Here is a 26,737-nt window from a genome sequence, read left to right on the forward strand (position 1 = left end):
GCTTACAGCGTGCGCCAGTCCACCGCACCTTCGAATGCCGCCGCCGCTTGGTAAATGGTGCCCTCGGCGTAATGCTTGCCGACCAGCATCAGCCCAACGGGCAAGCCGTCGACCAAACCGCAGGGGATGGACATGGCCGGGTGGCCGGTGATGTCCTGGGCGGCGGTATTACCTAGCATTTCCAATGCCCGCGAGACGTTATCGGTGATCGAGCAATCTGCCTTCGGCAGCGGCTGGGCGATGATCGGCACGGTCGGCATCACCAGCAGGTCGTATTGCTCCAGCGCCTTGTCGTAACCGGCGCGGGCGAAGCGGGCGATGTTCTGCGCCTTGGCGTAGTAACGGCCGTGGTAGTGGTCGAGGCCAAACTGGCCGACCAGCATGCATAACTTGAGCGAAGGCGAGAGGGCGTCGGCCTGGGTGCGCCAGCTGACCTGTTTGTCGAGCAGGCCGACGTCGTACAGGCCCTTCCAGTTAAAGCCTGCACCGTTGCCGTGCATCATCTGCATGGTCAGGCCTTCGCAGCCGATCGGGCCCCACAACGCGCCGGCCAAGGCGTGCTCGGGCACTGAGACTTCCTCGACCAGCGCACCCAACGCTTCAAACTGAGTGATGGCGCTGCGCACCGACTTGGCAACCCGCGGGTCGAGGTTGGCCAGCTCGAAGCCTTGCTGAAGGATGCCGATACGCAGGCCATCCACGCCACGATCAAGGTAGTGGCTGTAAGCGTCGATTTCAGGCGCGCCCTGGCGTGGATCGAGCCCATCGGCGCCAGCCATCACTTCCAGCATCAGAGCGTTGTCGCGCACGTTGTTGGTCATCGGGCCGAGATGGTCGAAGGTCGCCTCGACCGCCATCACCCCGGTATACGGCACCAGGCCGAAGGTCGGCTTCAGGCCATAAATGCCGCACCACGCCGCAGGAATACGCGCCGAGCCGCCTTGATCGCCGCCCACTGCCAGGTCGACTTCGCCAGCCGCCACCAGCGCCGCACTGCCCGACGACGAGCCACCGGTGCTGAAGCCCGGACGCAGTGGGTTGTGCACCGGGGCCGGGTCTGAAGTATGGCTCGCGCCAGACAGGCAGTAGTGCTCGCAGGTGGCCTTGCCGAGGATGGTCACCCCGGCGTCGAGCAAACGGGTCACCACGGTGGCATCGAACGCTGGCAAATGGCCAGCCAGCGGCGCGGCGCCATTCATCATTGGCACACCGGCCAGGGAGATGTTGTCTTTCAGGGCAACGGTTTTACCGAGCAGCTTCCCAGAGCTGGCGCCCATCACCTCGGTGCGGTAGTACCAGGCGTTCAGAGGGTTTTCGAGGCTGGACGGGCGATAACCGGAGGTGCGCTCGTAGCGCACCAGCGGGGTGAAGTCGGGCAGCTCGTCGACCAGGTCGTAGGCGTCCAGGCTGGGCTGCATAAGCGCCAGGTATTCGCTGGCTTGCTCGGGGGTCAGTTGCAGATGCAGGCGAGTGGCGAGGGCCTGCAGTTGTTCGAGCGTCGGGCGGGTGATGGCCATGGTGTGTCCTGTTTCCGATGCCAGGCCTCAGGGCCTGGCAAATGGCTATGCGAAAGGCCCGCCGTGGCTGGGCTTGCTACTAAGCTAGCGCCAGCATGCGGGCGGCACTTGGTTGAGCAGGACAGTCGCTTGGTTGAGAAGGACTACCTTGCGCCAGGTGCTGGGCCCCATCTATGTGGCCGAGCGGTGTTACGACTCAAGCCTGGGTACCGCTGCCTGTGCTGCCGCTTCATCGCGCGCGGGCCAGACCACGCCAACGCTCTTCATGCCCTTGGCCGGGTCCATTTCAGGGTTGGCCAGCACCACGTCGCGGTAGGACGGGCTGCCGATCACCGCCGGCTTGAACTTGACCAAAAAGTCGTTGACCTCTTTGCGCAGCTCCGGCGCCAGGTTGTAGTCGTTGTAGCATTCCTCCAGGCAGTCCAGCGTGGCTTGCCAGTGCACCTCGGTCAGGCCCATGCCACGGTGGGCGGTGACCATGTCGCGGCCGCGGTACTTGGCGCTGCCGCCCCAGTGCTGGGAGAGGAAGTCGACAAAGTTGATGTGCTCTTTCTGAAAGGTCGACTCGGACATATGCGCCCAGATATGCCCAATCGCCGGGTGGGCCATGGTCTTGCGCAATACCGCGCCGGCAAACTGGTAGATCACGTCGTAGCCGCCCAGGCGGGTGTACAGCGAAGGTTGTTGTTCGGTGGATGCGTTTTGGTCAGTCATGTGAATGCTCCATTTCGGCCGAGGTTATATAGGCGGTTAAAAGACCCGGACATACCTGAGGTTCAGACGGAAGTTCTCTTTCGGTCCATTTTCTACCGCGAGGTCACGCCCCAGTTGCATCTGCAGCTGGTCCTGAGCGGTAAAGAACTTGGTGGCGGTGACGCGGAAGTTGGTGGTCTCGCCGCGGTCATCCTGGGAAATGCCATCAATTTTGTTTTCACCACCCCAGGTGTGGCCAAAACCAAGGGCAAGGGACGTGCCCGGGTCGATGATGTAGCGCCCCATCAACTGCGCTGCGTAGGACATGTCCTGTTCACGGCGAACCGAGTTGGCACCGAAGTCGTCGTTGTCGCCGTACCAGATCGCATCACCGACCACGTCGACCGCCCACTTCTCGTCGAAGTGCTTGATGTACGCTGCCTGCAAGTCGACCTTCCAGCGGTTTTCGCCCAGGTTGAGCGCGTCTTTGCGGTCGTAGTTACCGGTCGGGGCGATCAAATAAACTGTGGCACCAACGGTGTCGTTGGCCTCATTCAAGCGGTACTTGAGCGGCGCGGTCAGGATGAGGTCGCCGATACCGCTGGTGCTGCCCAGCGCCGAGGCGTCACCGCCGCTGGAAACGTGGCCGAACGGCAGTAAAAACTGCGGCTCGATGGTCAGCCGGTCGGTCAGTTTATAAACGTGGAGCAAACGCAGGATGCCAACGTCGGAGGTCAGGTTGAAGTCCGAACTGGCCTTGTGGCCCTGGGCGTAGGCACTGTCGGTAGTGGAGTGCTGGTAATACACCACTCCGATGGTTTTATCCGCCGGCAGCACTTCGTAATCCCCCGGCGAAACTTCAACTGCCTGCACAGACAGGCACGGCGCGGCCGCTGCGAGCATCAGGTAACGGAGCTGTTTCATGGACCAAGTCCTTATCGTGAGCCCAAACGCGGGCAAAAAGAGCCCCGCTGCCGTAGTAACGGCAGGTGCAGGGCTAAACGTGGAGTCTTTTGTTAGTTGGTGCTTACTTGCGCGTCACGCAACATGCCCGTGTGCGGGTGGCAGTTGATGTACTCGAACACCTGGCTGCTTGCATCGGACACCGACACCTCGTGGTACAGGCGTAACTTCTGCAGCCCCGCCGCCACTCGGAAGAACGTGACGAAGATGCGCAAATGAGTCGGGTGTGATTCCGCCCAGCGTTCGAGTTTTTCCACCGAGCGCCAGTGGCCGATGTTATAACTCATGTCGAGAAAGTTGCCGTCGGCATCGATATTGCGCACGAAGCGATTGCTGTAACAGCCCAACGGCTGGCCGTTGTCGCGCAAGAAGTCCATGCCGTCCTGCAAGGTCGGCAAGATCTCATCCAGGTACAACGAACGCTCCGCCGCCTCCGCCGCGGCCCAATCCTGGCCCGAACGAATCAAGGCGATATTGTCGTGGCCAACCACCACCACCCGGCCGCCCTTGGCCGGGTCGCCAGACACCACCCGCAGCTCGCCGTCAGGGCTCATCCAGTCGGTTTGCGACACCGGAAAACGGTCGCGCATCGAGCCCCAGTAACCGTGCTCTTCGATCTCGCCACTGGTCTTGTCCATGACCGCGCCAACGCCCGGCAAGTCGCTTTGAAACGCATACAACGTCTCGAACTGCTCCGCCCGCGGTGCAGAGATCTCGCGGTAATAACCCAGCCCATCATTCAAACGCTGCGGCGAACTCCACCAGCCCTCCACCCCGGCCGAGCGCACCCAGCGGCAATAGGCGCCGGCGTCCTTCCAGTAGCCGACGATCATCAGGTTGTCGTAGCCGCTGTTGTCGGTGTGGTGGGTCAGGTCGTGAGTCAGCGGGCCGTCGGCCAGGCTGAAGCTGGCAACGATGTCACGCATCGCCTGCAAGGCTTGCTCGCGCTGGCCGTCACCTTTGTATTGCACGCCCAGGTAAGCCATCACCACCTGAGTCAACTGCTCATCAGCACGGCCCACCCACATCGGAAAGGGCGGCTGGTAGTCATCAGGCACCCGGCGCGATAACGTGCGCGGGCACTTGAGGTGTTTGTCGATTGCAGACTCCATCACAGGCTCCTTGTTGTTCTAGGTTCAGGCACACGCTCAGTTTCAAAACAGGCATTCGCCAGCCGGGCCCGCACTGCACAGGCCCCCCATTCGAGCAGCCACGACAAGAACTCCTCGGGCGCCAGGTCACGCATGTGCAGCCACCTGAACTCATCGGCCACTTGCTGTTGTTTGAATTGCATGGGCTCACCTCATCGGCATGGGTTGCTGAGTTGCCGTAAGGTCAAAGTTAGGCACGACTGACCAGCCCCGCTTTGTTCGCAAGGACAACCGTTTGGTTGGAAAAGACAGCGCCAAAACACCCGTCGGAGCACGAACCAAGAGGGTGCGGCGCACTACGCAAAACCGGACTTTTGCCCTGAAATGGGGAGGGGAGTTGATGCTGTCGACAGCCACACGTTTGCGCAATCCCGCGGTAGACACTTTCGCGCCAACGCCAGCCGCTGGCGTATTTATTGCCTGTATCACCCACGGTAACAATCACCGTTTTCCCCCGTTGTTGCATCAAGGTGAGCGCCATCATGGCTGAGACCAACCATTATTCCACCCTTGCCGTTTCGCCCGCTCGCCGCTTTGATTACTGGCGAGAAGTGGTCTGCCGCCATTGCCTGTCGGCAGACAGTAAACCCTCGTCGCAGAGCGATTTCGAAGGTGTGCTACAGGTCAACGGAATTGGCCCTCTGGACATCACCACCCTGTCGTCGCCGCTGCACCACTGGGTGCGCTCCGAGAAGCATTTGCGCAGCGACCCTGCCGACGATATATGGCTCGGTTTCACCCTCAACGGCCACGGCGAAATTGAACAAGACACCCGCAAAGCTGGCCTCAGCGCTGGCAATTTGTTTCTTTACGACGCAACCCAACCGTTCCGCTTCAGCCTCGGTGGTACCGAAAACCATCTGATCCGCATCCCCCGCTCACTGCTTGCCCAACGCCTGCCCCGCATTGGCGACTTTACCGCGTTGGTGCTGGACGAAGCCCGCCCCGGCGTTATCCCGCTGCGGCAGATGATCGGCCAGGCGGTCAGTTCAGTAGCGCTGTTACAGGATGAAGGGATCTCCCGGCGCTATTGCAACACCATCACTGATCTACTGGTGCTTAGCCTGGAGCTACAGGACCTGAAGACTATTCATCAAGAGCTTGATCTTTATGGGCGGATCATGAATTACATTCAGCGACATTTGACGGAGCCTGAACTGTCGCTTGAGTCGATTGCTGTGGCGCATCACGTGTCGACACGGACGGTGACACGGGCGTTTGCCCGGCACCAGAAGTCACCGGTCGCCGAGATCTGGAAGGAGCGGCTGAACGCTAGCCGGACGGCGATTGAGTGTGGCCAGGTAAGGAGTGTTTCCCAGGCGGCGCTGGAGTTTGGCTTTTCCGATTTTTCACATTTCAGTCATGCGTTCCGGAAGGCATTTGGGGTGGCGCCACATACCTTGTTGCGGGGGAGTGGGGTTTGAAGATTGCAGATGTGAGAGGCGAGACGTCGATGGCTTTTTTTGTACAGGTCGGGCGCTTCACTCTCTGTGTATTTGCAAGGTTCAGTCGTAGTGCGTATGTAGGCGTCGCTGAGTTTGCGCATGGTTCCCTATAGGTGATCGCGGCCTACCTCGGCGCCGACGAGGAGGAGCTAGTATGAGCCAACCTATTCTGGAGCTGCGCGGAATCGACGTGCACTACGGCCCAATTCAAGCTCTACGGAAAGTGTCGCTTTCCATCAATGAAGGCGAAACGATCAGCTCGATCGGATCTAACGGCGCCGGGAAATCTACGCTGCTCATGTCCATTTCGGACAACCAAGGGTGAGCGCCGGCCAGATCCTCTATCGAGGCACCGATATCACCCAGAAGAGCTCTCATTACATCGCCTCCAACGGCATCGCTCAGTCACCGGAGGGACGCCGTGTCTTTCCCGACATGACGGTGGAAGAGAACCTCATGATGGGCACCATTCCTATCGGAGAGAAGCATGCAGATGAGGACGTTCGGCGTATGTTCGAGTTGTTCCCGAGATTGAAGGAGCGCCGTAATCAACGCGCTATGACGATGTCGGGGGCGAGCAACAGATGCTCTCAATCGCACGAGCGTTGATGAGCAGACCGAAGCTTCTGCTTCTGGATGAGCCCTCACTGGGCTTGGCGCCCATAGTGGGGGTAGGGACCCAAGCCGATTTCCTTGCGCTTGCCTGCACGCTGGTAACGCAGCACCCAAGCTTTTCCAGACTTTCGAATGACAAGGCGCAGGCCATCGCCATCATCGTACTTGCCATAATCCTTGAGGTTTTCTACGAGTTTCGCGGTGAGCTTGGGCATGGTGGTGACCTCCGATCTCTAACTCCGGTCCCCCAGTTGGTCCCCCACTCGCAGCCTGGAAACAGGCGGAACTGGGCGGAATCTAGATGGGAACACCCTAGGGAATGGTTTCTTTTGGCAGCGCTTCCGAAACTTTCCCTATTTGGTGGGTTTTGCCAGGCCTCCAACTCGGCGATAGACCCGCTCTGTGATGTCAGCTTTGGTGTGGCGTAGCAGCAGACTGGCGTCGTCGACATCGGTGATTTCCGAGGCTGCTTTCGGGCGAATGTCGCGGAACTGCAATTGGCTGGTACCGCCGACCAGCGCCTGGTCACCAGCGGCGACCGCTTCTTTCACGGCTTGCTCCCTGGCCTCGTCCTATCGGTGGCGAAGCATCGGTGCCTTGATACGTTTGCCGTCGTCAGTCAGCGGCAGGTATGGCGAGCCATATACCCTTGCCGAGAAACGTAAGATTGAGACTAGGCTCTGTACGAAAAGCTTTGATACTCGGTGATGCTGCGTTGAAAACAGCCTCGGAATGCTCATTTACAACCCGTAAACTCCGCTTCCTCGGCTGTTTTCGCCTTGCCTGACCTTCGTCTCAAAACTTTTCATACAGACCCTAAAAGGCACGGGCCGTACTTCACCGCTACCTAACGTTTGAAAGGATTGGCTTCGAATTTAGGAGTAGTCCGATACCTCCAGCGCGACGTGTTACCCAGAATTCACCGTCACTCAATTGGGCTCGCGGCAACGGCGGGCTTCTCCACAGACGTGTACGCGCAACGTGTCGGCAGATGTCGACAGTGCCCCATGGCAGCCCGGCGCTCCACGCAAACGTGTTACAGGTGAGTCATCGTGAAAGTCATGTCGCGTTCAGCCCTGCAGATCGCTTTCCTGCGTTCCGCCCCCCTCAATCCGATTCGTCACTTCGTTCGCTCCCGTTATGGCAGCCCGGCCGGTACGGGTCGTCTGTCCGGCGTCTGGCCGATGTTCGGGCTGCTGACCCTGACCGGGATCAGCGCGCTGCTGGGCATCGGCAGCGCCTATGCTGGCAATGGTATCCACGTCAATGCCAACGCCGACGGCGAATGCGTCAGCCTCAATGACCCGCAAGCCGAAACCCCGGCCACCTTGGAGGCGAATATCACCTTCAGGGATGGCAACACGGGCAAGTGCAATTCTGCGCGCAAGGGCACCCAGACCGACTCCGTGCTGTTCTATCGTCCGGCAGGCGTATCCGGCACCGGGGCGACTTCGCTGACCCTGGGCGGTGAGCTCTTCGTCAATGCTGGCCGCCTGACGCTTGGACAGGCGAGCGGTAGTATGGCGATCGGTAACGAGCGCACCCAGGCGGTCTTCGATGCCGCCGCTATCGGCCACGGCGCCCAGGCGTCTGGCGCCTTCGGCATGGCGGTGGGTTACGAAGCGAAAAACTCGGGTTCAACCAGCCATGCGTTCGGCTATCAGGCCAATGCCTCCGGTGATATGGCCACGGCCCTCGGCGCGTCCGCCTCGGCCTCCGGGGATCGAGCGACCGCAGTGGGCACCGGTGCCTCCGCCAGTGGCGGTGGTTCGTTCGCGGGGGCGCGCGATGCCAACGCACAAGGGGACAACTCCGTGGCCCTGGGCCGTGGTGCGAGCACGGCGGCAGGCGTCAGTGGCAACGAAGGCGTAGCCCTGGGGGCGAACGCCAGCGTGAGGCACCAGTATGGCGTGGCCCTGGGCAGTGGTGCGGTGACCGACGGGCTGCGAACGGTGAGCCCGGTCACGCTCAATGGCACCACCTATTCCCCCAACAGCGCGTCCGCCATGGGCGTGGTCAGTATCGGTAACGCCAACCAGACGCGGCAGGTGATCCACATGGCGCCTGGCTCGGTCACGGCGAGCAGCACCGACGGGGTCAATGGCGCTCAGTTGTTCGTGGCCTACGATGCCATCCAGAAGCTTGGCGACCGTGAACTGGCCGCCAGCCAGTCGGTGGCCGATGCGCTGGGGGAGGGCACCCAGTTCAAGGACGGCAAGGTGACCCTGGCCCCCATGGCACTGACGAGCCTCGGTCAGGGTGTGGCCCAGCCAACGTCCGTGGTCGGGGCGATCAAGGCGTTGGATCAGGCCCATAAAAGGACGCAGAATGCCTTGAACGATGTCGATGCACTGGCCAGGGACACGGCGGAGAAAGTCCGCCTTGCGGCCCTCGAACGCTACCTGGGTTGGGACCCCGAGCAGCAGGCGTTCACTGCCAGCCAGGGCGAGCGGCCGCAGAATCGGATCAACCATGTCGAGGCTGGCGTCGCCGTTACTGATGCGGTGAACAAAGGCCAGCTGGATGCGGTCGAGCAGACGGCTGCCGCTGCGCAGCAGGCGGCGGAAACCGCCCAGGGCACGGCCCTCGCGGCCCAGGCCAGCGCCGACAATGCCCAACGAGCCGCAGTGGCGGCCGAGGGCAGTGCCGGTGCTGCGCAGCAGGCAGCCGCCAGCGCGCGGGCTGTCGCCGAGCAGGCCCAGGGCACTGCCGGAGGCGCCGCGGCTTCGGCTGCCACGGCGCAACGGGCCGCGGAAACCGCCCAGGGCACGGCCACGACGGCCCTGAGGACCGCCGCCGAGGCAGAAAATGCCGCTCAGGATGCTCAGAGCATTGCCAGTACCGCCCTGAGCTCGGCGGCCGATGCCCAGAGGACTGCCGACGGTGCGCAGAGCACCGCCAGTGCCGCAGAAACGGGTGCATCCGAGGCGCAACAGGCTGCCCAGGCCGCCCAGGGTACTGCCAGCGCAGCCCTAGATTCCGCAGGTGCTGCACAACGAACCGCCGAGGCTGCCCAGGGGGCTGCCGATACCGCACTGGGTGCGGCCACCACCGCGCAACAGACCGCCGACACGGCCCGTGATGCTGCCGGCGCGGCACTGAATACGGCGACCACGGCCCAGCAAACCGCAGAAGGTGCGCAAGGCAGCGCCGACCGGGCCCAGCAGTCTGCCGCCACGGCCCAGCGCAGCGCAGATACCGCGCAAGGCACGGCGGATTCGGCGCTGGCGGCGGCAATCGGTGCGCAGCAAAGCGCCGAGGGCGCCCAGGGCACGGCCGACAATGCGCTGAGCGCCGCTGCTGGCGCCCAGCAGGCCGCGGACAGCGCGCAGGGTTCGGCCAATACCGCCCAGGCGTCGGCGGTCGGTGCCCAGCAACGTGCCGAGGCTGCCCAAGGCACGGCCGACCGTGCACAGGCTGCCGCGTCCAGTGCCCAGCAGACTGCCGAAGGCGCCCAGGGTACCGCCAACACCGCGCTGGCTTCGGCAGCCGATGCCCAGAGCGCGGCAGAGGGTGCGCAAGGCACAGCCGACACCGCTCTCGCCTCCGCGTCCGTGGCGCAAAACAGCGCCGAGGCCGCCCAAGGCACTGCCAATACCGCCCTGGAAGCTGTCGCCACGGCCCAGGAAGCCGCTGACGCCGCACAGGGCACTGCCAGCCAGGCGCTGGGTTCGGCGTCGGATGCGCAGCGAGCCGCGGCAACCGCACAAGACACGGCCGACAGCGCCCTGACCGCTGCGTCCGGCGCCCAGCAGGCCGCAGAACGTGCGCAAGGTACGGCCGACAGTGCACAGGCCTCGGCGTCCCGCGCACAGAACAGCGCCGATGCTGCGCAGGGCACCGCCAATACCGCGCTGTCTACCGCATCCGGTGCGCAGCAGGCCGCAGAAGCAGCCCAGGGCATCGCCACCAGCGCCTTGGCCTCAGCCGCTGACGCCCAGCAGGCGGCGGAGTCTGCCCAAGGTACAGCCACTACAGCCATGAATGCGGCATCCGATGCGCACCAGGCTGCCCAGGCGGCCCAGGACACCGCCAACACTGCGCTGACCACCGCCACCGATGCGCAGCAGGCTGCGGACGGGGCCCAGGGCACTGCCAATACCGCATTGACGGCAGCTTCCACGGCGCAGCAGGCTGCAGATGCTGCGCAGGGCACCGCCAATACGGCGTTGAGCTCGGCCAACGAGGCCTCACAAGCTGTCGGCACCGCACAAGACACAGCTGACCGCGCTTTGACTGCCGCCAATACGGCCCAGGGCAGCGCCGATGCCGCCCAGGGCACAGCGGATGCCGCCAAGGCCACCGCCGACACCGCTGCCGGGCAGCTCCAGGGTCTGGACGCCGGGGAAACCGTGGTCGAGCGGATCAACAGCGCGATCAAGGGCGCAACAGACTCTGCCAGCGAGTTTCTGGCGCAGGTCCTGGGAGGCGGTTCGACCGTGGGGGCCGATGGCCAGCCGACCGCACCGTCCTACGCCATTGGCCAGATCGCAGACGATGGCAGCGTCCAGCCGTCGACACAGGTACACGGCAATGTCGGCGATGCCCTGGGTGCGCTGGATGGCAATGTCGCCAAGGTTGGCGGGGCTCTACAGGCCCAGGGGCAGGCTCTCGAGCACCTGGGGCAGGATGTGCAGGGCCTGCGTGACGACAGCCTGTTGTGGGACGAAGCCAGCGGCACCTACAGCGCCGGTCGTGGCGAGCAGCGTTCTGCCCCGGCCCGTATCACCAGCCTGGCCGCGGGTACGGCGGCGACCGATGCGGTGAACAAGAGCCAACTCGACACTGTCGAGGGCGTGGCCAGCGTAGCCCGGGATGCCGCCGGCGCCGCGCAAGGCGCTGCTGAACAGGCGCAGGGCACGGCCGATGCCGCCGTGAGTGCTGCTACTCAGGCACAGCGCAGCGCTCATGGGGCTCAGCGTACCGCCGATCTGGCACAAACCAGTGCCACCCACGCGCGTCAGGCTGCCGACACCGCGAAAGCCACCGCCGACCAGGTGGGTGAGCTGGCCAATCGCGCTGCCGAGAAGCTGCAAGGGCTGGGTGAGGGCGAGACGGTCATCAGTCGCCTGCAGGAAGCCGCCCGCGCCGCCAACCAGGCCCTGGCCGATGCACTGGGTGGCGGCGCCAGTGTGAACCCGGACGGCACGCTCAATGCACCGGGTTACACCGTGACGGATCTTGGCCAGAACGGGACCGCCCCCGCTCAGAAACAGGCCGGCAGTGTGGGCGAAGCGGTCAAGGCGCTGGACGACTCGCTGGTGACCGTCAATGGCAAGGCCGAGCGAGCCAGCGCCGACGTCGGCAACCTGCGCGAGCAATTGGAGGCGGGTGAAGTGGGGCTGGTTCGACAGGATCCCGCCAGCCGCAACATCCAGATCGCCCGAGACGCCGACGGCACCCGCGTCGATATCGTTGGTAGCCAGGGGCCTCGTACCTTGAGCGGATTGCAGGACGGTGCGCTCGGCGCGGGCAGTAGCGAGGCGGTCACCGGTCGCCAGCTCGACGCGACGAACCAGCAGGTTCGGCAGCTCAGCCAGCAGGCATCGGTCATGGCGGTGGACACCCAGGGCGATGGAAGCGATAAGGCCAGCGTCACACCGGGGAGCCGGGCCGTGGCCGTGGGTGCCAATGCCAGTGCCACGGGCGAGCGCAGCGTGGCCAGCGGCGCGGGGGCCGCAGCCAAGGGCGCGCGCACTACCGCGCTTGGTGCCGATGCCCGGGCCAGCGCGGACAATAGCGTGGCCCTGGGTGCGGGCTCCCAGGCAGATCGGGTCAATACCGTGTCGGTGGGCTCGGCGGGCGCGGAGCGGCAGATCACCCACTTAGGGGCTGCTACTGAGGCCACCGATGCGGTCAATCTGGAGCAGGCCACGCAAATCGCCAATCGGGCCTCCGATCAGACGCTGCGGCAGGCCAATGCCCATACTGATCGGCAGATCAGCGCCCTGCGCCAGGATGCCTACGCCGGCATCGCCTCGGCCATGGCCATGGCCGCCCTGCCGGCCACCTCGTCGCCGGGCCGTTCGATGGTGGCGATGGGCACCTCCGTCTACGAAGGGCAATCGGCCCTGGCGGTCGGCCTCTCTGGCCGCAGCGAAGACGGCACCTGGGCCTACAAGGCCAACGGTTCTGGCAGCGCCAAGGGCAACGTCGGCCTGGCGGTCGGTGTGGGATACGAATGGTAAAGCCCTGACGGGCCAGGCGAGCCCCGTGCTCGCCTGTTCCCTTCTCGTTGCTAGGCTCTGTACGAAAAGCCTTGATACTCGGTGATGCTGCGTTGAAAACAGCCTCGGAATGCTCATTTACAATCCGTAAACTCCGCTTCCTCGGCTGTTTTCGCCTTGCCTGACCTTCGTCTCAAGGCTTTTCATACAGACCCTAAGACGCCGCGACACTAAGACCAGGCCTACCTAAGGCGAGGCGGCCTGGTAACGCCTGCCTCACGCCGCCTGCTCCGCCACAAAAAGATGCCTGGCGGTACGCCTTGTTCACCGCATGACGAATCAGGATCGTTGCTCCGGTTTAGGAGTAGTCCGATGTCGTCAATACATGACGCTCGTCACAATCCGCTCTCGAAATCGCTGCCCGCCATTCGCGCGGGCAGTCGGGTCAGCCGTATGGAAATTGCCCAAGCCGCCGGGTTGCCGTAGCGCTTGTGCGCACCAGTTACTGCCACAGGGTTCGTTATTGTGAAAGTCATGTCACGCCTCGTTTTGCAGGCTGTTTGTCTGCGTGCTGTTCCACTCAACCCGATTCGCGCCATCATCCGTGCGCTTCACCGCAACGACATCAGCAGTGTGCCACGGGACTGGCAGGCGCTCGGGCTGTTGACCCTGAGCGGTATCTCGGCGCTGCTGGGCATGGCCGCGGCCGAGGCGGGCAATGGCGTGCATATCAATGCGAACCCCGACGGGGAATGCACGAGTTTCAATGATCCCCAGGAAGGAATCTGGCGTCTCAGCGAAAGTGAGCTGCGCAGCGGCACCTTCACGTTCAAGGATCGGTCCGGTAACTGCAATGCCAGCAGCAAGAGCGGGCAGACCGGCAGCGTACTGATCTACCGTCCGGATGCCGGCGTTGGCGCGACCTCGATGTCCCTGGGCGGTGAGCTGTATGTCAACAGCGGCCGGCTGATGCTGGGGGATGCGGCCGGCAACCTGGCCATCGGGCAGGTAGGGAAAACACCAGAGGGGCGAGCCATCGACTTTTCGGCCAGCGGCGGCGGTATGGCGATTGGCCGCGGCGCTGTGAGCTCGATGCTCCATAGCATTGCGTTTGGGCAGGAATCAGAAGTAAAAAGCCCTGAAGTAAATAGCCCTTACGCGGTAGTCTTCGGCAACCGCAGTTTTGGTAACAATGCCCATACTACCGTGTTCGGCTCGGCCGCGAATGCCGTTGGCGAAGCCGCCACCATTGCGGGTTCTCTCGCCATTGCCCGCGGCGATTCTTCCTTTGCAGGCGGCCGTTTTGCCCAGCCATCGGGGAGCGCCGCCGTGGCACTGGGGCGTTCGGCTATCGCCAGTGGTACCAACAGCCTGTCGGTGGGCTACACCTCCCGCGCCCGGGACAGCGATGGCGTTGCTCTGGGCAGCTTTTCGGTGGGATTGGTCGGCGCGCTTCGTGAGGTGGCGCCCGTCACGCTCAATGGCCAGACCTACAGCGTTGACCGGACCCATGCCATCAGCACGGTCGCCCTGGGAGATGTGGCCCGCTGGCGCCAACTGATTTACGTGGCGCCCGGAAGCGTCAACCCGACCAGTACCGACGCCGTCAATGGCGCCCAGTTGTTCGTCGGCTACGACGCCATTCGCCGGCTGGGCGAGCGCGAGCTGGTGGTCAGCCGCTCCGTGGCCGATGCACTGGGCACGGGCATGGGGGCCCAGGATGGCAAGCTGGTGGTGCCGCCGCTGGCGCTGACCAGCCTGGCACCAGGCGAAAATCAGCCGAGCAGCCTGTTGGGCGCGCTCAAGGCCCTCGACCGTTCGTACAAGAGCACCGACCAGAACCTGGGGGCGGTTTTCGACCGTGCCTTCGAGACGGCAATCGAAGTCGATCAGTGGGCCCCCGACAACCGGCTGCGCTGGAACCCGGAAACGCAGTCCTACAGCGCCGCCCGTGGCGACACTGCACAGAACCGTATCGTCGACCTGGCTGCGGGCGAGGCCGACACCGACGCGGTGAACAAGGGACAACTGGATACCGTTGAGGCATCGGCACTCACCGCCAAGCGTGCCGCGGACGCGGCCAAGACGCTGGCCGACGGCGTGCACCGCACGGCAACCGATGCCGAGGCAGTGGCAAGCCGGGCACAAACGACAGCCGCCCAGGCCGAACGTGACGCCGGTGAAGCTGGCCAGGCTGCCACCGCCGCGCGTGACACCGCCGCTGCCGCAGCAGGAGCGGTGGTCAAGGCCCAGGAGGCTTTAGAGGCGGCGCAAGGTACGGTGAGCGCGGCTGCAGATGCTGCTCGCAACGCCCAGGACGCTGCCGGCAGCGCGCGCGCCGCTGCCAGCCAGGCTGACGAGCGCGGCCATGAAGCCAAGAGAGATGCCGCGGTTGCCCAGGCCCACGCCGAAGCGGCCACGAACGCCGTTAGCGAAGCGCGCGGCGCGGTGGATACCGCCGGGCAACAGGCCGAGGCAGCGAAGACCGCAGCCACCCAGGCCCAGGCAACGGCCGATGGCGCCCAACGCACCGCTGCGATGGCGCAGGACACCGCAACAGCTGCACAGGGCACGGCGGACGGGGCCCAACGCACTGCCGACACGGCCAGGCAGGCCGGGCTCAATGCCCAAGTGGCCGCCGAGGCCGCCCAAGGCACGGCCAACCGAGCACAAGCTTCCGCAGCCACTGCGCAGCGGACCGCCGAAGGCGCACAGGGCACCGCTGACACGGCCCTGAGTGCCGCCACCCGTGCCCAGCATGCGGCCGATGCCGCACAAGGTACGGCCGGCTCCGCCGCCACCGCTGCAGAGGCGGCGCGGCAGACCGCCGACGCCGCCGAGCACACTGCCCGGGCGGCCCAGACATCGGCTGCTGCGACGCAGCAGGCCGCAGAGGCAGCCCAGGCCACCGGTGAGGGTGCGTTGTCTACCGCCGCAACGGCCCAGGGCGCCGCAGAAACCGCCCAGGAAACGGCCGATGCAGCCGTCAGCGCGGCATTCATCGCCCAGCAGCATGCCGCCTCTGCACAAAGCACCGCCGATGCGGCCCAGGCCTCGGCATCGACGGCCCAGCAGACCGCGACGGCTGCCCAGCAGACGGCCGATAGGGCCCTGGCGTCGGCCTCGTCGGTTCAACAGGCCGCGAACGCCGCACAAGGCCAGGCGGATAACGCCCAGGCCGCGGCCGCAACAGCTCAGCAAGCGGTGACGGGCGCACAGGGGGCCGCGAATACCGCAATGACCTCGGCCACTGCCGCGCAGCAGGCCGCCACCGTGGCCCAGGGCTCCGCCGATCAGGCGCTCAGCGCAGCCGACACCGCACAAGGTTCCGCCGACGCGGCCCAGGGCACGGCTGATCGTGCACTGACGGCAGCTTCCACTGCGCAGCAGGCGGCGGGTGATGCTCAACGAACCGCTGACAACGCCTCGGCCTCGGCCGCCACGGCACAACAAACCGCCGAGGGGGCACAGCGCACGGCGGATAGCGCCCTGGGCTTGGCGGCGAATGCCCAGCAATCGGCCGATGCCGGGCAGGCGAGTGCCGACGGCGCCCTGAGTGCCGCAACCGGCGCCCGGCAGGCGGCGGGACGTGCCCAGGCAACGGCTGACAGCGCACTGAACGCCGCTGGTGACGCGCGGCGCTCTGCCGAAGCCGCGCAAGGTACAGCGGACACTGCACGGGGCACGGCCTCCACGGTCAATGAACGTGCGGCGGTTGCGCAGGGCGCCGCCGACACCGCACTGCGGTCGGCCTCGACTGCCCAGCAGGCTGCCGAGGCCGCCCAGGGGACTGGCAACGCTGCCAAGGCCACTGCCGACACGGCGGCCGGCCAGCTGCAGGGCATTGGCGCCGGCGAAACCGTGGTCGAACGCATCAACGGTGCGATCAAGGGGGCGGCGGATTCGGCCAGCGAGTTTCTGGCGCAGGTGCTGGGGGGCGGTTCGACGGTAGGAGCCGACGGCCAACCGACCGCGCCGTCCTATTCCATTGGCCAGGTCGCCGAGGATGGTAGCGTCCAGCCGTCGACGCAGACGCATGACGACATCGGCGCTGCCCTCGGCGCGCTGGACGGCAACGTTGCGACGCTCAGCGGTGCCTTAGAAGGTCAAGGCGAGGCGCTTGGAGCATTGGCCCAGCACGCTGACAGGCTGCGTGATGGCAGTCTGCTGTGGGACGAAGCCAGCGCTACCTACAGTGCCGGTCGTGATGACCAGCGGGCTACCCCTGCTCGTATCACTCACCTCGCCGAGGGTCTGGCCGCAACCGATGCAGTGAACATGAGCCAGCTCGACGCCGTTGAAGGCGTGGCCACAGAGGCGCAGGGCACCGCCGAACATGCTCGAGAAGTCGCCGAGCAAGCCCGGGTTACAGCCGCTGGCGCCATGGCGATGGCCGATGACGGGCATGGCACCGCCGAGGGGGCCCAGCGTACCGCTGACCAGGCACAGGCATCCGCCGCCGATGCCCGCCAGACCGCTGACCTGGCGCAGGCCACGGCCGGACAGGCCAGCCAGCTTGCCGAGCGCTCTGCTGGCCAGTTGCAAGGGCTGGAAAACGGGGAAACGGTGCTCGGTCGTATCCGGGACGCTGCACGTGATGGAAACCAGGCATTGGCCTACGCTTTGGGTGACGGGGCAGCGGTCAATCCCGACGACACACTCAACGTGCCCACCTTCAATGTGACGGGCGTGGGCGCGGATGGCGCGCCGTCGCCGGTCGCCGCTAGTAACGTGGGGCAGGCCATCACGGCGTTGGACGATTCGCTGGTAGCGGCCAACGACAAGGCGGACAAGTCCAGCGCCGACGCTAGCGACGTGCGTGCGCAGGTGGCGGCCGGAGAAGTGGGGCTGGTCCGGCAGGCCCCGGCCAGCCGCGATATCCAGATTGCCAAGGGGACTGACGGAACCCGCGTCGATATTGCCGGGAACCAGGGGCCGCGTACCTTGGGTGGGGTGCAGGACGGTGCGCTTGGTACGGACAGTACCGATGCGGTCACCGGGCGCCAGCTCGATGCGACGAACCAGCAGGTTCGGCAGCTTGGCCGGCAGGCTGCCGTCATGGCGGTGGACAGCCAGGGCGATGGCAGCGACAAGGCCAGCGTCGCGCCGAGTAGCCGGGCCGTGGCGCTGGGCAGTAATGCCCGGGCGACGGGCGAGCACAGCGTTGCCACCGGTGCCGGTGCGGTCGCCCAGGGCACGCGTAGCAGCGCCCTGGGTAGCGAAGCGAAGGCCAATGGGGATAACAGCGTTGCCCTGGGAACGGGCTCCCAGGCGGATCGAGCCAATAGCGTGGCGGTGGGTTCAAGGGGCGCTGAGCGTCAGGTGACCCATGTGGCCGACGCGGCCCATCGTACCGATGCGGTCAACCTGAGGCAAACCACGCGGCTTTCCAGCCAGGCCGCCAACCGCACGCTCCATCAGGCCAACGCCTATACCGACCGCCAATTGGGGTACTTGCGTCAGGATGTCTATGCGGGTGTGGCTTCGGCGATGGCCATGGCCGCATTGCCAGCAGCATCGTCGGCGGGCAAGTCGATGCTGGCCATGGCCACCGCGGTCTATGAAGGGCAACCGGCCCTGGCAGTCGGGCTAAACGCCCGGTCGGCGAGCGGCCAATGGACTTACAGCGCTGTGGGGGCGGGTACTGCGCGTGGTGACTTCGGAATAAACCTAGGATTGGGTTACCACTGGTAATCGTTCGGTTGCTGGGGTGAGCCTGAATGCTGGTAAATCAGACAGCAAGAAAGGCAACCCCAAGCACAGCTTGCCTCATGGGTCATCGTAGCCGGGCGATTGGACGTCCTGCCCCGTCTAATTCATATGGAGGTTCGTTACGCCATAAACGCAGTATCGGTGATTATTCTGCCCAATACAGAAACTGCTGTGCACGACGTACACGTAAAGCTTGAGAGGCTTATGCGTATCTTCCAGGTTTACTGAGCAAGAAAATATGATGAAAACTGCCAGATACTGCAGTTAACGTTCACACGTGCAACGGATGTGTGGCATACATCGCCGGATCAAGGCCTACGGCTTTCACTCAGCCTTTGACGATACGAGCGTATTGACGAGTAGATAGATGCTCTGATGTATGCACAAAGGTAGTCCTCGTTGCGTAGCTGGGCCCGATGTATTCAGGTCGCGAGAGCAGATCGTGCTTGTCAGTTATCTCGAACTGCACAGGTCGCTGCGTTTTCTGCTGCATCAGCGCCCGGGTCAGACCCTACAAGATACCGCCAGCAGACAGATGCCCATCGAGCGCGCAACAGTCGAATCGATACGTCTCAATACTCAAAGAATAGGCATCTGCTGCGTACCAGCAATTTTGAAAATTCGTTGAGCCGCTGCGCTTCCTCCTGCAACAAGTCGATCACATAAAGGATGGTCTCGGCGTATTCCTCGGGTACGCCGGCCTGGTACTCATGGAGGTCGACGATACAGCTTTCGATGATGAAGGCGGTCCGCGATATCCGATCTTGTAGCAAGTGAGCCAGGTAAAGACTGTCGATTGAACTCATTGGTGGTTCACAGTCAGTAGCTCAGCACGGTGGGCGTAGCGCTGGGTGATGCCTATCGACAGGCTCCTCAGCGCATCGGCTTCGCTGTGCAACAAACTGATAATACCGTTGACGCTGTTGGCCTCCGCGCTGGTGAGTTTGCGCAGGATTAACAGCAAATCGGTGGCACAGCTTTCGTTGACCGACGCCGACTCAATCAGGCGCAGTTGCAGGTGCTGGATGCAGTGAATGGAACTCATGGGTCGCCTTTGGTTGCGCATGACAGAGAGCGGCCTGGTGGCCTGAGACGGTTTTAGCCTTGCGCGCCCGGTGAACCAATAGGACTGGTCCGAATTTCAGTTGCAGGACTTTGCGCCGCCGCAGGCGATTGCTTGGGGTTGTTGGTGCTGCGTAGCGCTAGGACCAGGGCGCGCAATGTTGCGCGGTAAGCGTGGTCGTGCCAGGGCCTGGCGGCCTTGAGCAGGGCTTCCAGTTCAGCGGCCTCGCACGCCACGGCGGGCCACTCGATACTCAGCGCCGCGCCATGCAGCCGATGCGCGGCATGCAGGGCAGGCTCCAGTTGGCAGAGGGCAATGGCTTCGAGCAGGGCGAGCAGGTCTTGTTCGAAGGCTTCGCGGATGCGCACGTCGCTCATCCTGTCGGCTTCGGAGAAGGGGTGTGGGATCAGCGTCAGTTGCACGCCACACCACAACTCTATGGCGTCCTGCAGTTTACCTACGCTGATCGGCTTACCCAGGATGCCGTCCATCCCGGCATCGAAGCAGCGGCTGACATGTTCGCTGCCGGTAGACGCGGAAATCGCGATGATCGGGCAGCGTGCCTGGGCAGCGTCGTGCTCTATCATGCGGAACATCTGGGTCAGCGAATAGCCGTCCTGGTCGGGCAGGTCGCAGTCCATCAGGATCAGGTCGTAGGTGCCTTGTTCGAAACAATCCATGGCTTGAGCGCCATCCTTGGCAATCACCGCCGTACAGCCGAAACCCTCGATCTGGGCCTTGAGTACCGCCTGGTTGGCCACGGTGTCTTCCACCACCAATATGCGCAGGTTCTGTGTGGTTGCCGCCGGCGCACGAGGAGGCAAGGTTTTCAGGTGATTTTCCAGTGCGCCGGCCGAGGCCAGCTCGGCTGGCAGCGACAACTCCATGCGCGTGCCTTGGCCCGGCGTACTGTCGAGGGTGATGCCACCGCTCATCAACTGCAGCAAATCACGACAGATAGCGAGCCCCAGGCCAGTACCGCCGGAGCGCCGATGTGTACGCGCCGCCTGACTGTATGGCTGGAACAGCCGCTGCTGAGCCTCGGCGCTGATACCAATGCCGGTATCCGTTACCGTCAAACGGATGTGCTTGAGTGAAGGGGTGTCGGTGTCGGCGATCAGGTAGGCCACCTCGATACCGCCCTGTTCGGTGAATTTGATCGCGTTGGACAGCAAATTGTGCAGCACCTGCGCCAGGCGGGTGTCATCCAGCATCAGCAGGGGCGGATCAACAGGCCCCACAACGCTGATCGACAGATGCCGTTCACGGGCACGCAAGCTGTGCAGATCGACTACGTTTCTGATCAGGTTGGCGAGGTTCACGGGCACCGGCTCAAGTTTCACCTGGCCAGCCTCAAGCCTTGAGATGTCGAGCACATCGTCAAGCAGCGTCAGCAGTGACTGCGCGCCGTTACTGGCCAGTTGCACGAAGTGCTGTTGCGTGCGGTCCAGCGGCGTGTTGTGCAACAGCTCCACAGAAGCCAGGACCGCGTTAATCGGTGAGCGAATTTCGTGGCTCATCACCGCCAGGAACATGGCCTTTTCTCGTTCGTTACTCACCGCCCGCTGGCGCTGGCGATGGGCTTGATACGCCAGGCCCGCCAACATCAGCACCACCAGTGCAGTCAGGGCGACTTCATGGGGATAGTGGTCAGTGAGCTCATGTAGCCCCATCTCTGGCGTTGCGTGCCCTTCGATCCAACTTGCGTGCAGCTCTCGGGTTTCCTCGAGGCTCAACGAGTCCAGTACCTGCTGGATGATCCCGAATAACATTGTGTCATCGGCACGCGTGCTCATAGCGAGCTTCGAGCCCATATCGGCCACGACGCCACCAATCTGTAGCTGGCCCTGAAACTGCCGGTACAGGAAGGGCACGAGGTAGGCCTCTGTAGCTATCGCGGCGTCTGCGGTGCCATCAGCCACCTGCTGCAGCATGTTCAGCGCGCTGCCTCCGATGATGGTGCGGGCTTTCGGTGCCTTGATATCGAGAACCTCGCGGTAGCGATCGGAGAAGGGCACGGTCACGGTCAGTTCATTGAGTTGGTCGAGACCGATAATGGGCGGATGAGTGGCGCGAATGACCACTACTGCAGTGGTGTTCAGGTAGAAACTGGTATGACGCAAGCGCGGATCCTGGCCACTGGGACCATTGAGGTGCACGGCTGAGATCAGGTCGGCCTTGCCGGTCGCCAGCATTTCGGCGCGCTCCTGTACCGAATGGGCCGGGATGTATTCCAGGCGCATGCCTGTCCTGCTTGCGATCAATTGCAAGTATTCTGCGGAAAGACCTCGGAGGTGGCCGTTTTCCATGTATTCGATGGGCATCAAGTCTTCGACCACGGCAACGCGCAATACCGGATGCTTTGCGATCCAGGCGCCTTGCTCGGCGGTGAGCGCAAACGGCACCGGTGGATCGTTCTCCAGGGCCCAGGCGTTGGGGGTGCATAACAGGGCAAGAAGAAGCCAGGTGCGCAGATGGCAACGGACGTGCATCGTCAGTCCAGGGTCTTCATGATTTTGAACAGGCCGTTGTTGGAGGTGACACCCAGCTTGCGGAAGGCAGTCGCTTTCTGGGCGCTGATGGTCTTGATACTGCGTTTGAACTTGTCAGCTATCTCGGTCACCGTCATGCCCTCCAGGTAACAGCGGATCACCTCCTGCTCGCGTGCCGACAATCCGGCGCGATCGAGCGCATTGTCGCTGATCGGTTGCTGGGCCGTGTCAACCGGACGGATGGCGTCCGCCACCTGGTAGGACATATCTGCGCTGAGGTAGATTGCACCTGAGGCGACGGTGCGAATGGCCTTGACCAGGCCCGAGAGGTCTTCGCCTTTTCCGACGAAGCCACGGGCACCCACTCGCAATGCAAGTGAAACGGTGGCTGATTCGTGGTGGGTTGACAGCACCAGGATCCGGCAATCAGGGAAGCGCGCACGTAGGGCGCGTATCAGCGAAACACCATCGAGCTCGTCGCGTCCCAAAGCAAAATCCAGCAACAGTACCTGCGCCGAGGTGGCAGCCATGCCTCGCAGCAGTTCGCGGCTGTTTTCATAGACTCCGACAATTTCAATGCCGGGCTCCTCGCCAAGGTGACTGACAAGGCCGTGCCGAACGACGGCGTGATCGTCAAGCAGTGCCACACGTAGGGGTTTCATAGATGCCAATGAACACTCGATAAAGGTCAAGCGACCGTAAGATTAAAGACTATGAACATGGCCGATACCAGTGCCTGGGCAAGCAGATAAATGAACACAGGGTCCTCCTGCACACGCGGGATATGACGGCCTGTACAGGTGCTGCCACTATGGCAGAAGCATATCGACGAACGCATCTCGCTCCAGAGGGCGTGCCAGGGCGAACCCTTGTCCGGTTCGGCAACCCAAACGGCTGAGTAACTCGATGCTAGCGGCGTCTTCTATGCCCTCGGTGACCAGGTTCAGGTTGAACAATCGCGCCAGGCCGACGATGCCGGAAATGATCTCGCTTGACTGTGAAGACTGCCCCACGGCCCGGACCAGCGATCCGTCGATTTTCATTTCGTCAAAAGGTATGCGAGCCAACAGCGCAAGGGTCGCGGCGCCGGCCCCAAAATCATCTAGCGAGACCTTGAAACCTTTCGCACGCAAGGCTGTGATCGAGGCTGACAGTGCCAGTTCGTTGTCCGCTGCCATCTCTTCGGTCAGTTCGATTTTCAGGCGCCGGGGGGGCAGTCCTGCCTTGAGCATCTTGTCCGCCAGCCGCGTGGCCAGCCCCGCAGCGCAGAGTGTGCGGGCCGATGCATTGATGGCGATGGGGATATCCAGCCCATGACGATCAAGGGTGCCCAGGATTTCGATCACCGACTTTTCGATATAGCTGAACAGTAACAGGTCGAGTCCCAACTGATTGACCAATGGAATCAGAATGGATGGCGGCACCTCACCGTATCGCGGATGCCGCCAGCGGACCAATGCTTCGGCGCCGACCACTCGCCGGCTGGTCAGGTCGTATTGGGGCTGCAAAACCACCCGTAGTCCCTCGCCCGTGGCCAGTACAGTGACAACATCATCCTCGCCGATCAGGTTTTCCAGCTTTTCCGGCTGGGCGCTTTGCGGCCGGGGATGTCCAGTGCCTGCGAGCTTCTCGAGTACCTGCGGCAGTTGGATGGGATCACTCTCGCCGACGATCTCGACGTGAACGCCTGCGGCTTCGGCAAGGCGGGCATGGGACGCCAGCGCGGTGGTGGATATACCATTTAGCGACTCTTGCCAGTCGTGCTCATTACCCGTGTCCGGCTCGGTTGTAAGGGGGCCCGGGACGCTCTGTGCTGTCCAGACGATGTGCGGAATGCTGCACAGGCGACCGGACGTATTCATCTCACTGACCCAGCATGGGAGCATGAGGCTGTCGACCTGGTTGGCATGGATCTCGGCCATGATGATGTCCACCGTCTGCTTGCGCAGGCGAGTCATCAGGCTGTTCAGCGAGTCGAGATGCTCGATGTGGAACAGCTCGCTGTCACCCAGACGGGCAATCATGCGCAGTGCGTAGTGGTTATCGTTGCTGAGTATGACCACGCGGGTCCGGGAAGCGGGCGCGGTGGCGATGACGGGGTTTGCCATCTTGAAGTTGCTCATTGGTTGACCTGTTGGCATTTGAGCAATTGGCCATTAGCTACTCCATAAGACTGGGCCTAAAAGGCCTGTGCGAGGCGGAGTCGCTGCCGCGCTGCCGGCAGGCCAGACGGCTCATTTTTAGGAGTAGGCCGATGGTCGATGTGACATGCGCTGCGCAGAATCCGCCGCTAGCACCGCCAGCCCGGCAGTGCATATGTCGGCGCTCAGTGGCCTTTTTTTCAAGGCGCTGAGCAGTTCGTCACGCTGGCTGCGGTACAGGCGTTTCATCATGTAGCGATCCGGGGCGCGTCCAATACCCGGGCCAAAGCACTGCTGGGATTCCGACCTGCCACAGGCCATTGACCTTTATTGTCCTGATGACCTGTTGTCCTGCGCACAAAGCCCTGGCACGCCAGGGCTTTTGTTTGTGGATGAGCCAGGGCCGGTCAAAGGTGGTCGGCGTCCACCACCGCCTGTGCGAAGGCAGCAGGTGCCTCCTGCGGTGGGTTATGGCCAATCCCGCCGGTCAGCAGGCGATGCTCGTACTTCCCGGTAAAACGTTGCCGATAGGCGTCTGCCGGCGGATGTGGTGCGCCGTTGGCGTCGCCTTCGAGGGTGATGGTCGGTACCGTGATTGCGGGGAACTTGGCCAGTTTCGCTTCCAGCGGGTCGTATTGGGTCTCGCCCTGCGCCAGGCCCAGGCGCCAGCGGTAGTTGTTGACTGTGATCGCCACCTGGTCAGGGTTGTCCAGCGCCTTGGCACTGCGATCGAAGGTGGCATCATCGAATGCCCACTTCGGCGAGGCGAGCTGCCAGATCAGCTTGGCGAAATCATGGCGATTCTTTTCATATCCGGCACGGCCGCGCTCGGTGGCGAAGTAGAACTGGTACCACCATTGCAGCTCGGCACTGGGCGGCAGCGGGGCCTTGGCGGCCTCCTGGCTGCTGATGAGATAGCCGCTGACCGAGACCAGTGCCTTGACCCGTTCGGGCCACAGGGCCGAGACGATGTCGGCGCTGCGCGCACCCCAGTCGAAGCCGGCGAGCACGGCCTTTTGCACGTGCAGGGCGTCCATGAAGGCGATCACATCGCTGGCCAGGGCCGAGGGTTGAGCGTTGCGAGGTGTCTTGTCGGAGAGGAAGCGGGTGTCGCCGTAGCCGCGAACATAGGGCACCAGGACGCGATAGCCCTTGGCAGCGAGCAGGGGCGTAACGCTTTCGAAGCTGTGGATGTCATAGGGCCAGCCGTGCAGCAGGATGACTACGGGACCGTCGGCGGGGCCCTGTTCGACGTAGGCGACATCCAGCACGCCGGCCTTGATGTGCTTGAGCGGGCCAAAGGTGTCGTGAGCGGTTTGCGTGCTTGGGGCGGCAGGCATTGGGTCGGCGGCGAAGGCTGCGCCTGTGGCAACGAGGCTCAGCGGCATCAGTACGGCGGCGAGCAGAGCTGGGTATCTGAAACGGTGAGGGCTGGACATGGACATTTCCTTGGCTTGGCCGTGGGGCGGGGGTGGCACCAGTAAAATGTCGGGGTGTATCAAGGATGTGTCTGATGACGTTGGGTGTGGTTTTCCTACGTATCTGCGCTGGGTTTTGATACGTAAACATACAAAAGCGGGGGGCACAGGTAATGCTCGGTTAAGCGAGGTGTGACGTGTGATCGCGGTGCGAAGCTGAGCCGCTGCGGTTAGGATGTCGTCCTCTGCTTATCGAGACACGGACCTGCCCCATGAATACGCCTGTTTTCCGCCCCGCCACGCCTTCGGATGTGGACCGCTGCTATCACATCGAAACCACTGCCTACGAAGGTGACGAAGCGGCCACGCGGGAGAAGATTGCCACGCGCATCGCCCAGTACCCGGAGGGTTTCCTGGTCCTGGAACAGGACGGTCAAGTGGTGGGCTTCATCAACAGTGGTTGTGCCCATGAGGTGGTGATGTCCGATGAGGCGTTCAAGGAACTGGTCGGGCACGATGCCCAGGCGCCCAATGTGGTGATCATGTCGGTGGTGGTCGATCCGTCGTTTCAGGGGCGTGGTTTCGCCGGGCAACTGATGACGCGCTTCATCACGCAGATGCGTGAACGTGGCAAGGCGACCATTCACCTGATGTGCAAAGACCAGCATGTAGGGTTGTACGAAAAGATGGGATACGAGTACGTGAAACCTTCCAGCTCCGATCACGGTGGCATGGCTTGGCATGAAATGGTCATGAGCCTCTGAACGACTGCCAGGACTGATTCTTCTATAGCCAGGGAGCGGCATATGAAATACGTGGTGATCGAAAGCCATCGCAGTGAATACCCTCGACCCATCAGCTTCGCCCGAGGGACGTTGTTGCAGATCGGGCAGCGTTACGAGGGCGAGGAAGACTGGCAGGACTGGTACCTGTGCAGTTGTGAGGGGCAAGAGCCAGGCTGGGTACCGGGGCAACTGATCGAGCGGCTCGGTGTTGGCCAGGGGCGGGCACTGGAGTCGTACTCGGCCTATGAGCTGGACGCTGATCCCGGACAGGTGATGGTGGGGCTGCGGCGTTTGAACGGCTGGCTCTGGTGCCGGCGCCAGCGCAACGGTGAACTGGGGTGGTTGCCGTTGGAAAAGTTGCGACAGATGGACTGAACGACCAATCTGATATGCTTTTTTTCCAGCAACCTGAATCTGTAACCGTATCAGCCAAGGCCTGACAATGCCCCTCAAGCCCAGCCGTACGAAGCGGTATGCGCTGGGCAAGCGCGGCTGCACCGTATCCCTGACGGGCAGCTCTGCCGTTCAGTCCCCACTTTGTCGAGGTTCCAATGGGCAAGCTTGCGTTGTTCCTG

The 26,737-nt window shown here is 63.2% G+C and carries 19 protein-coding genes and 2 pseudogenes; 6 read left to right on the plus strand and 15 right to left on the minus strand.

Features of this window, described 5'->3' with window-relative positions:
- Positions 1 to 2 precede the first annotated feature (2 nt).
- The 5 genes from ACNFHO_RS12930 to ACNFHO_RS12950 form a co-directional block, all read right to left on the minus strand.
- Entirely contained in the window at positions 3 to 1,517 is a 1,515-nt protein-coding gene (locus ACNFHO_RS12930) for an amidase (RefSeq protein WP_063544287.1), read from the minus strand.
- Positions 1,518 to 1,706: 189 nt separating this feature from the next.
- Complete coding sequence (locus ACNFHO_RS12935) at positions 1,707 to 2,231, minus strand: group I truncated hemoglobin (protein ID WP_063544289.1); 525 nt, start codon at positions 2,229 to 2,231, stop codon at positions 1,707 to 1,709.
- Positions 2,232 to 2,267: 36 nt separating this feature from the next.
- Positions 2,268 to 3,134 (minus strand): transporter, encoded by an 867-nt coding sequence (locus tag ACNFHO_RS12940; protein WP_063544291.1) that lies wholly within the window; start codon positions 3,132 to 3,134, stop codon positions 2,268 to 2,270.
- A 92-nt stretch (positions 3,135 to 3,226) separates the two neighbouring features.
- Positions 3,227 to 4,285 carry a phenylacetaldoxime dehydratase family protein gene (locus tag ACNFHO_RS12945; RefSeq protein WP_063544293.1) on the minus strand — a complete coding sequence of 353 codons (1,059 nt, stop codon included), beginning with the start codon at positions 4,283 to 4,285 and terminating at the stop codon, positions 3,227 to 3,229.
- Positions 4,285 to 4,467, minus strand: a complete 183-nt coding sequence (locus ACNFHO_RS12950; protein WP_063544295.1) for a hypothetical protein — start codon at positions 4,465 to 4,467, stop codon at positions 4,285 to 4,287. Before ACNFHO_RS12950 ends, ACNFHO_RS12945 begins: the two co-directional genes overlap by 1 nt.
- Positions 4,468 to 4,806: 339 nt before the next feature.
- On the opposite strand from ACNFHO_RS12950, the gene ACNFHO_RS12955 reads away from it, so the two are divergent.
- A complete protein-coding gene (locus ACNFHO_RS12955; RefSeq protein WP_063544297.1) occupies positions 4,807 to 5,748 on the plus strand; it encodes a helix-turn-helix domain-containing protein in 942 nt (313 codons plus the stop codon).
- A gap of 175 nt (positions 5,749 to 5,923) precedes the next feature.
- Positions 5,924 to 6,437, plus strand: a pseudogene (locus ACNFHO_RS12960) (ABC transporter ATP-binding protein); the annotation flags it as partial.
- On the opposite strand, the gene ACNFHO_RS12965 reads toward ACNFHO_RS12960, so the two are convergent.
- Entirely contained in the window at positions 6,414 to 6,599 is a 186-nt protein-coding gene (locus ACNFHO_RS12965; protein ID WP_414155255.1) for an Arm DNA-binding domain-containing protein, read from the minus strand. The pseudogene ACNFHO_RS12960 and the gene ACNFHO_RS12965 sit on opposite strands and share 24 nt — an antisense overlap.
- A 138-nt stretch (positions 6,600 to 6,737) precedes the next feature.
- Complete coding sequence (locus ACNFHO_RS12970; RefSeq protein ID WP_416766597.1) at positions 6,738 to 6,935, minus strand: hypothetical protein; 198 nt, start codon at positions 6,933 to 6,935, stop codon at positions 6,738 to 6,740.
- A 510-nt stretch (positions 6,936 to 7,445) separates the two neighbouring features.
- Here ACNFHO_RS12970 and ACNFHO_RS12975 point away from each other — a divergent pair.
- Complete coding sequence (locus tag ACNFHO_RS12975) at positions 7,446 to 12,572, plus strand: YadA-like family protein (RefSeq protein ID WP_416766598.1); 5,127 nt, start codon at positions 7,446 to 7,448, stop codon at positions 12,570 to 12,572.
- Between the two features lie 513 nt (positions 12,573 to 13,085).
- The gene (locus tag ACNFHO_RS12980) at positions 13,086 to 18,245 is read left to right on the plus strand and encodes a YadA-like family protein (protein ID WP_416766599.1); all 5,160 of its coding nucleotides are present in this window, start codon (positions 13,086 to 13,088) and stop codon (positions 18,243 to 18,245) included.
- Between the two features lie 349 nt (positions 18,246 to 18,594).
- Here the strand turns inward: ACNFHO_RS12980 and ACNFHO_RS12985 are convergent.
- The 8 genes and pseudogenes from ACNFHO_RS12985 to ACNFHO_RS13020 form a co-directional block, all read right to left on the minus strand.
- Positions 18,595 to 18,759 (minus strand): annotated as a pseudogene (locus tag ACNFHO_RS12985) (integrase); the annotation flags it as partial.
- A 76-nt stretch (positions 18,760 to 18,835) separates the two neighbouring features.
- Entirely contained in the window at positions 18,836 to 19,069 is a 234-nt protein-coding gene (locus ACNFHO_RS12990) for a hypothetical protein (protein WP_151923996.1), read from the minus strand.
- A complete protein-coding gene (locus ACNFHO_RS12995; RefSeq protein WP_151923995.1) occupies positions 19,066 to 19,308 on the minus strand; it encodes a hypothetical protein in 243 nt (80 codons plus the stop codon). Before ACNFHO_RS12995 ends, ACNFHO_RS12990 begins: the two co-directional genes overlap by 4 nt.
- Before the next feature lie 53 nt (positions 19,309 to 19,361).
- Positions 19,362 to 21,818 carry an ATP-binding protein gene (locus ACNFHO_RS13000; protein WP_416766600.1) on the minus strand — a complete coding sequence of 819 codons (2,457 nt, stop codon included), beginning with the start codon at positions 21,816 to 21,818 and terminating at the stop codon, positions 19,362 to 19,364.
- Positions 21,819 to 21,820: 2 nt separating this feature from the next.
- The gene (locus tag ACNFHO_RS13005) at positions 21,821 to 22,465 is read right to left on the minus strand and encodes a response regulator (protein WP_416766601.1); all 645 of its coding nucleotides are present in this window, start codon (positions 22,463 to 22,465) and stop codon (positions 21,821 to 21,823) included.
- Between the two features lie 162 nt (positions 22,466 to 22,627).
- Complete coding sequence (locus tag ACNFHO_RS13010; protein ID WP_416766602.1) at positions 22,628 to 23,941, minus strand: EAL domain-containing protein; 1,314 nt, start codon at positions 23,939 to 23,941, stop codon at positions 22,628 to 22,630.
- Positions 23,942 to 24,058: 117 nt separating this feature from the next.
- A complete protein-coding gene (locus tag ACNFHO_RS13015) occupies positions 24,059 to 24,211 on the minus strand; it encodes a hypothetical protein (protein ID WP_193217453.1) in 153 nt (50 codons plus the stop codon).
- A gap of 155 nt (positions 24,212 to 24,366) precedes the next feature.
- Complete coding sequence (locus tag ACNFHO_RS13020) at positions 24,367 to 25,398, minus strand: alpha/beta fold hydrolase (protein WP_416766603.1); 1,032 nt, start codon at positions 25,396 to 25,398, stop codon at positions 24,367 to 24,369.
- A gap of 251 nt (positions 25,399 to 25,649) precedes the next feature.
- On the opposite strand from ACNFHO_RS13020, the gene ACNFHO_RS13025 reads away from it, so the two are divergent.
- Entirely contained in the window at positions 25,650 to 26,141 is a 492-nt protein-coding gene (locus tag ACNFHO_RS13025) for a GNAT family N-acetyltransferase (protein ID WP_112897956.1), read from the plus strand.
- A gap of 42 nt (positions 26,142 to 26,183) precedes the next feature.
- A complete protein-coding gene (locus ACNFHO_RS13030) occupies positions 26,184 to 26,537 on the plus strand; it encodes an SH3 domain-containing protein (RefSeq protein WP_054892690.1) in 354 nt (117 codons plus the stop codon).
- Positions 26,538 to 26,737: the final 200 nt, after the last annotated feature.

The sequence above is a fragment of the Pseudomonas sp. NY15374 genome, assembly GCF_048068255.1.
GTDB classification, from domain to species: Bacteria; Pseudomonadota; Gammaproteobacteria; order Pseudomonadales; family Pseudomonadaceae; genus Aquipseudomonas; species Aquipseudomonas machongensis.